Annotated in this window: 5 protein-coding genes; all 5 read right to left on the minus strand. The window is 40.9% G+C overall.

The window, feature by feature from the left end; genetic code table 11:
* Positions 1–270: 270 nt before the first annotated feature.
* The gene (locus L4C33_RS17590) at positions 271–1,404 is read right to left on the minus strand and encodes a flagellin (protein ID WP_428813710.1); all 1,134 of its coding nucleotides are present in this window, start codon (positions 1,402–1,404) and stop codon (positions 271–273) included.
* A 580-nt stretch (positions 1,405–1,984) separates the two neighbouring features.
* On the minus strand, positions 1,985–3,121 hold the full coding sequence (locus L4C33_RS17595) for a flagellin (protein ID WP_428813711.1): 1,137 nt from the start codon (positions 3,119–3,121) through the stop codon (positions 1,985–1,987).
* Between the two features lie 430 nt (positions 3,122–3,551).
* Positions 3,552–4,745: a flagellar hook-associated protein FlgL gene (gene flgL / locus L4C33_RS17600; protein WP_428813712.1), complete on the minus strand. Its 1,194-nt coding sequence runs from the start codon at positions 4,743–4,745 to the stop codon at positions 3,552–3,554.
* 12 nt (positions 4,746–4,757) lie between these two features.
* Positions 4,758–6,638 (minus strand): flagellar hook-associated protein FlgK, encoded by a 1,881-nt coding sequence (gene flgK, locus L4C33_RS17605; RefSeq protein WP_428813713.1) that lies wholly within the window; start codon positions 6,636–6,638, stop codon positions 4,758–4,760.
* Positions 6,639–6,788: 150 nt separating this feature from the next.
* A complete protein-coding gene (gene flgJ, locus L4C33_RS17610) occupies positions 6,789–7,721 on the minus strand; it encodes a flagellar assembly peptidoglycan hydrolase FlgJ (RefSeq protein WP_428813714.1) in 933 nt (310 codons plus the stop codon).
* Between the last annotated feature and the right edge of the window lie 8 nt (positions 7,722–7,729).

Here is a 7,729-nt window from a genome sequence, read left to right on the forward strand (position 1 = left end):
CCTCACATTGGTACATCTCATTTCTCTCAATCCCTTTAACGGCCTGTCATTTAGAAGCTTTAGTCATTTATTGTGTTTTTTTGCATTTATTTTCGCCACAATCAAAACTGTGATCTTAGTCTAGTAGAAAGATCGCCACCTAAAGAAAGTTCGTCTCACCAAACCATCCAGCTTAAAAAATAGTTTCAGGTATAAAAAAACCCAGCCGAAGCTGGGTTTCTCGCTCATCTCTCACCACGAGCAAATCTTGTGGCAAGTTTATATAGCTGTTTAGCCTAATAAACTTAACGCTGAGTTTGGAGCCTGTTTAGCTTGTGCAAGGATTGAACTTGAAGCTTGAGACAAAATTTGAGACTTAGTCATTTGAGTCGTTTCTTTTGCGAAGTCTGTATCTTTAATACGGCTCTTCGATGCATTAACGTTCTCATTGATATTATCTAAGTTGCTGATAGCGTGGTCGAAACGGTTCTGGAAAGCACCTAGTTCTGCTCGGTGACTATCTACATACTTAAGTGCAGTATCGATAATAGCAACTGACTCTTGTGCGCCGCCAACAGATGTAACATCAATAGTATCTACTGTTACTTGTTGACCGGCTTGCATGCCTAATTCACCAGCTAAACCGCCAGAGAATGCTACAGTGCCGTCTACTTTATTGTTACCAGCAAAGACTTGTAGTTCACCATCTTCAGACACTGACGCTTTCACGAAGTCTTGTTGACCATTGATGTAAGTCGCTAGTTCTTCAATATCGTCGCCTTCTTTAGCGTTGATTACGATATTTTGAGCATCACCAAAAGTATCGGTAAGAGCGATAGTCAGGTCATTTGCGCCAGCTTGAACACTCCAGTCTTTATCTTTTCCTTGTGCTGCTTGGTAGCTTGCGCCGCCCATTTGAGCATTGTCAGAACGCATATCTTTTAGTGAAAGCATTACCGCTTCACCATTGTCTGAACCAATTTGGAAAGACTTAGTACCGTGAGTACCATTCAGTAGTTTGTTACCACCAAATGATGTTGTTTCTGCGATACGGTTTAATTCGTCATTTAGTGCCGTTACTTCTTCTTGAATCGCAACACGCTCTGACTTTGAGTTAGAACCGTTAGAAGATTGTAGAGACAAGTCACGCATACGTTGAAGAATATTCGTTGTCTCGTTCATTGCACCTTCAGCTGTTTGTGCAATTGAGATACCGTCGTTTGCGTTACGTACAGCAACATCTAGACCACGGCTCTGTACGTTCAAACGGTTAGAGATTTGTAGCCCTGCCGCATCGTCTTTTGCACTGTTGATCTTAAAGCCAGAAGATAGACGTTCCATTGATGTTTGTTGTGCACTGTTCGCGTTGTTTAGGTAACGCTGTGCTGTCATTGCTGATACGTTTGTATTTACATTCACTGCCATGGTGATTTCTCCAATTGATTTTTCGATGTTGCGGTTTTCGACGTCTCGAAAAACCAAGTAGTTCTCTCAAAGTTACTTTTATTAACGGCGCTGTTTTGAAATCCTTTAGAAAAAATTGATAATAATTTTAAAATTAATTTAAATACCAATAAAATCAAAGCCTTAATTAAAACAAAAAGCACATTAATCAACAACTAAACCAAGAGAAAATGAAGGTATAAAGAAAAGCCGCATCAAAATCATTGAAGCACGTACTGTCTTTCAAGAACTGAGATCTTATTTATATTGGAGTATAAGAGTAAGGAAGAGCCTGCGAGTAACAGCTAAAGAGAATTTTACTATATGCCAGAAAGGGAAAAGCCCCTTTTCCTTTGAGAGAACCGGGGCTGGTTGGTAATCAGAGTCTGTGGGAGATCATCGAGAAATGAACACGTTCCCTTCTTACCGAGTGCATTCTTACTGTAAAAATAATAAGCGGTGAGAGATGAGAGAGCTAATTATTCAATAATAAGAACGCTTGCCAAAGTATCACTTGCTGTATAGCTCACGTCTGAACATGAACAGCAAGGTCAACCAGCAACTACTGCAATAGTGACATTGCAGAGTTAGGCAACTGTTTAGCTTGAGCAAGTATTGATGTACTTGCTTGTTGCAATATTTGAGCTTTCGTCATTTGCGTCGTTTCTTTCGCAAAGTCAGTATCCTTAATTCGGCTGTTAGATGCTTCTACGTTCTCTTGAACGTTAGCCAAGTTGTTAATACTGTGGCTTAAACGGTTTTGCTTCGCACCAAGGTCAGCACGTTGAGAATCCACATATTGAAGTGCAGAATCGACAACACTGATCGCGTTCTGAGAACCAGCGACAGTATTCAAGTCAATATCTTGAACCGTCGTTGCTCGTCCTGCACTTTGCAGATCAAGTTCAGTTGCTAGGCCGCCAGAGATCGTCATAGGACCTTCAAGATCGGGTTCTGCAACAAATACCTGTAAACGTCCATCCTCAGTAACAGAAGCGCTAATTTGGTGTGACTGACCATTAATGTAAGTCGCAAGTTCTTCGATATCGTCACCAGCTTTTGCTGCGATATCTAGCGTTACTTGCTCACCCGCTTTAGTCGTAAATTCGAATTTCAAATCACGCGCCTGAGCCGGAACACCCCAGTCTTTATCTTTACCATTATTCGAATCGAAGGTTGTACCACCCATTCGAGTATCATCAGCACGAATACTAGTTAGAGCCATAATCATAGCTTCACCAGAGTTTGAACCGATTTGGAATGATGCTTCACCAAACGAGCCATTTAATAGACGACGTCCACCAAATGAAGTTGTTTCTGCAATACGGTTCAGCTCGTCTTGAAGAGCCATAGACTCTTGATTCAAAGCTTCACGCTCTGAAGCTGAGTTAGTGCCGTTTGAAGACTGAATAGCCAGGTCACGCATACGTTGTAGTACGTTTGTTGACTCGTTCATTGCGCCTTCAGCCGTTTGAGCAATTGAAATACCGTCGTTGGCATTGCGCATCGCAACATCCAAACCACGTGATTGTGCTGTTAAACGGTTAGAGATTTGCAGGCCAGCCGCATCATCTTTCGCACTGTTAATTTTATGCCCTGATGATAAACGCTCCATTGAAGTGTTTAGTTCATTAGAGGCTTTGTTTAAGTAACGCTGCGCAGTCATTGCGGATACGTTAGTACTTACGGTAATAGCCATTATGCTCTCCTTATGAGTTCGCAAGCTTCTGCGAAGCGGCCAGCTTTACTCTCATTTGGATAAGCACTGACCGTAAATTATTTACTAAATTCCGTTAGCGGAACTTATAAACTGTTTCTGATTAATACACATACAAGTAGCATGCCAAGTTATCAATCCGATATTAAAAACACACAAATCCAAATTATTTCAGTAGGTTATGAATAACCTTATTTACAGTGAAATCAAAGTCACAGTGTCTCTCAGCTTGTGGGGCAAAGCTTGCAACATTTGTTGCCGCTTTAATTGCCACCTTGGCTTGAACTAACTTCAAACTGAATCGCTACGAATAGGAGCAACGTCAATACAAAAATTCATCTACGGCACTTAAGGCATTGCACATAAGGCATTGGTAGATATGAATTATTTTATTAATTTCAGTTCGATATCGTTAAATGTAATTAAAAAGCGTTAAGTCTTTCGTTTTACCAAAAGCCTGTTGTGATGCCTGTAAAGCTCGTGAGTTTTCATTAAACTCTATAATTGCTTTTGAGTAATCCAAGTCCTCGAAGTTACTCTTGGATTTAGCAAGAGACAGCTTGAAATCTTCATGCTGTTCCTCTTGAATATCAAGCGTACTTAAACGAGCACCAACATCTGTTCTTGCCTTTGTTATATGTACAAAAGCGGCATGAAACTCTTCTGTTGCCTGATGAAGCTGAGCGGTTGCTGACGCATCAGATACTGATGAATCAACCCACTTCATTGCATCCTGAAAAGTATCAAAAATAGTGAATTCCTGACGAGGCTCTAAGGTTATCGAATCACCTTTCGTAATTTGACCTTTAACCTGAATATTAACGCCTTCAAATTTTATCCCTGTTGAAGGGTCAAATTCTTTAGCATCGACGACACTGCCATCTTTCTCTAACTGATATCCGAAAGAACCATTTTGCATATCAACAAATGTGACTTTATAGATCGCAGGATCCTCAGGGTCAGTCGTTGTTGCTCTTTCTAGTAGCAAATCAGATGCTGTTTGTAAGTCATACCTAGGTTCAAAGTCTCCAAAGGGATTATCGATTTCCATGAACAACTTACTACCAGGATCATTCATCGCCATTTCAAAACTACTCGCGACACGCATTTTTCTCTGATAATCATCACCGGCATAAGTAACATTCCCTTCATTATCTCTAAAGAAAGGTTGGTTCCTCGGCTTAGTCCCGGCGAATGTGTAATTACCCGATTCATCTTGCGTGTTTGCTAAGTTCAAGAAGTTATTAGCAATTTCTTGAAGTTCACGTTTTTTCGCATATCTGTCTTCAGGAGATAAAGCACCATTGATCGCTTCCATCACTGTACGCTTTGCATCATCGGCAAAGCTTTCTGAATTCGCAATAATGACTTCATGATGTTCTAAACGATTTCGAACTAAGGTAATCGCATCTATATATTGCTTAAGCTGTTCAGATTGTTGACTAATATTCTGTATGTAGTGCGTCGCCAACGGGTCATCTGAAGGCTTCATCAACTGTTTGCCAGACGCAAGTTGAGCCTGATTGTGATGAACTTTGTTTTCTTGACGGCGTAAATCATTTTGGACCGACTGGTAGTTATGGAAGCTTGAAATTCGATTTAACATTTAATAGCCTCCCTATCTCAGTGCCAAAATGGTGTTAAAAGTATCGTTTGCAGCCTGCATTATTCGTGATGAAGCCATATATGCTTGTTGAAATTTCATCATATTTGCGGCTTCTTCATCTAAGTTAACACCCGATATCGAAGCAATTCGTTCTTGCGCAGACTCTTTCTCAAGCTCAGCGATGTCACTCAAACGGGTTGCTGTTGAAGCTTTCAAGCCAGTATTGGTATTTAAGCTGTGATAAACATCCAAAATGGTTGATTCGTTATTGTCTAGCTTCTTATCCGTTTGAATTGATTGAAGTTTACGTAAGTTACCGTTATCACCTTCAGAAGGAACCAAGTTAGCGGTAAACTTATCGTTAGCAATAGCGCCACCAGTCAATTCAAAAGTAGTACCAAGAACGGTTACTGGTCCGCTTGGCGGATAACCTTGGGGCTGTAATAACACTTTGCCTTTGGTGTCCGTTACTGCAAACTGATCACCTTTCGGTGAAACGACAACTTCGAACTCACGTAAACTACCCGCTGCGAGAATCTTAAAATCCGCTGTACCCTGCGCAAAAGTTGTCGATGCTTCATAGCTTTGTGCTGCGATAGACTTTGGATCATTAGTTTCCATTTTCATCAAAGCGGCAGAGTTACGAGTTGGACGTATAATAATTTTTTCACCTGCGACAGGCGGGTTACGTACTTCGACCAGCATTCCATCAATACTAAAGCCATTGATATTTGAATCAGTTGATACTTTAACTGTCTCACCGCTTGGCTTAGTCACAAAGTAATCACTGCCATCATACTTAAGGCCATATTCACCACCTTTAAGCTGTGAAGTGTCGGCAATGTACACAGCTAAATCTGCTTTCGATTGGCTGCCTGCTACTACACGGGATTTTGCTGATAATTCAGAGTTCACATCAGTAAACATCAAACCACCAACATTTCCCCTAAGATCAAGACCTTGAGATTGATAACTATTAACTTCATGAGAAAAAGCCACAGCCATACGCCCTAGCTCATCCATCACTCCAGGGATAAGTTCATCACGCATATCCAACATCGCACCAATTTTTCCATCGATATCTCTGCTGGTAATTGGCTTAATAACCTTACCTTCAACAATGGCCAATCTTTGCTGGTGTACGTCAGGTGAACCATCAACAAGTTTAAGTTGGCTTGCTTCCGTACCAGACACTAAAGTATGCCCGTTACCGATATGAACATTAAAACCTTCGGAGTTCGAACGAGGCGTCAGCGTAACTTTGGTATATTCTGATAGCTCATTAATTAGTTTTTCATGTTCATCACGTAAGTCATTGTGAGGACCAGGTGTGCGCATCATCAAACGGTGTACATCGCGAATTTCAACAGCGAGTTGGTTCATTCGCTCAACGCCCATCTCTAACTTCTTATTAGTTACATCAGATTGTTTACGCACCGTTTCATGGAATTCATTCAAAGTTTGGGTGATCAAACCCGCTTTTTCTAAAACAACTTTACGGGCACCCACATCATTAGGGCTATCCGCTAACGTTTTCACTGAGTCAAACCATTCATTAAGATGTTCAGGGATTTTTTTTGAAGCAACAGAAGAAAGCATGCTAGAGAGCATATCGATATTCACTTCAGCATCCGCTTTATTGGCGGCATTCGTTGTCGAAAGATTAAGTTCATTGACGGCAAACTGATCCCACGAGCGGCGAACATTTTCCACATGCACGCCCATACCGTAGGTTTGGCCACCGTATTGGCGAGGGTCATTCGTACCCTGAATTACAGACTGGCGACTATAGCCCTCTGTATTTGCGTTAGAAATGTTATGACCAGTTGTATTTAACTGTCTCTGAGCGGTAAGAACACTTTGTGTACCTACATTCAGAAGATCTGATGCCATAATGCCCCCAAAAACTTAATAAAATCAGTCGTAACTGATTAACCTCAATTAAGTAAAAGCAATATATGTGCCAGAGTATAGATTGAACTAGGGAATATTTTAGGCAGGTGGATAAAACAAGGGCTTACTATAAGTAAGCCCTTGTTTTTATTAATCCATTTTATCGATTTTCGATTTCACACGTAATACTTTATCTGCGTAATTAGGGTCGGTAGCGTACCCAGCTTGGTGGATTCCTTTGATAAAGGACTCCGAGCTCTTATTGTTTTGTAATGCAGTCTCGTACCTTGGATTCTCATTAAGGAACTTAACGTAATCTTTAAAACTATCTTCAAATGAAGAATAAGAACGGAAGGAAGCAGATTCCTTAACCGGTGTTTGGTCATGGAATTYCAAAGTCTGTGTCGCCACTTTATCGCCCTTCCAACTTTTATCTGCTTTGATGTTGAAGAGGTTATTACTATTGCCTAATGAGTTTTTAACCATTTTGCTACCCCACCCGGTTTCAAGTGCAGCCTGAGCAAGCAGTAAAGAAGAGTCAATGCCGAGCGCTTGCGCTGCTTTTTCAGCGTAAGGTCGCATAGAACTAACAAATGATTCTGGTGAATCGAAGGAAGCTGGTTCTTTCACGCCCAGTTCTTGTGTCTTTTCTAAACTTGCTGAAATTTGGCGAGATTTATCTTCATTTGCAGGTAAACGTAAAGCGGTATCAAATGCTTCATTACGCAGTTTAACTTCTGACTTGTCACCACTTTGAGCCGAACTTAGCTGAGCAACTATCATATCTGCAAGTCCCAAAGACCCCGATGCACTCAACTCGCTCGACATTTGGTCATCAAGCATTTGACGGTAGAACTGTTCATTCTGACTATCAAACATGTCTGACTTAAAGCTAGAATTCGCGTCACGCATTGACTTGAAAAGCATCGAAGTAAAGATTGACTCAAACTGTTTTGCTGCAGACTTCAGAGCTTCTTGCTCGCTACCTTCTTCGCCATTAACAGCCTGTTGACGTAACTTATCTAGGCTACCAATATCATGAATAAATCCGATGTCATTTTGATTATTAATCATCTTCATCACTCCTAAAT

The organism is Vibrio makurazakiensis, assembly GCF_050337375.1.
Taxonomy (GTDB): domain Bacteria; phylum Pseudomonadota; class Gammaproteobacteria; order Enterobacterales; family Vibrionaceae; genus Vibrio; species Vibrio makurazakiensis.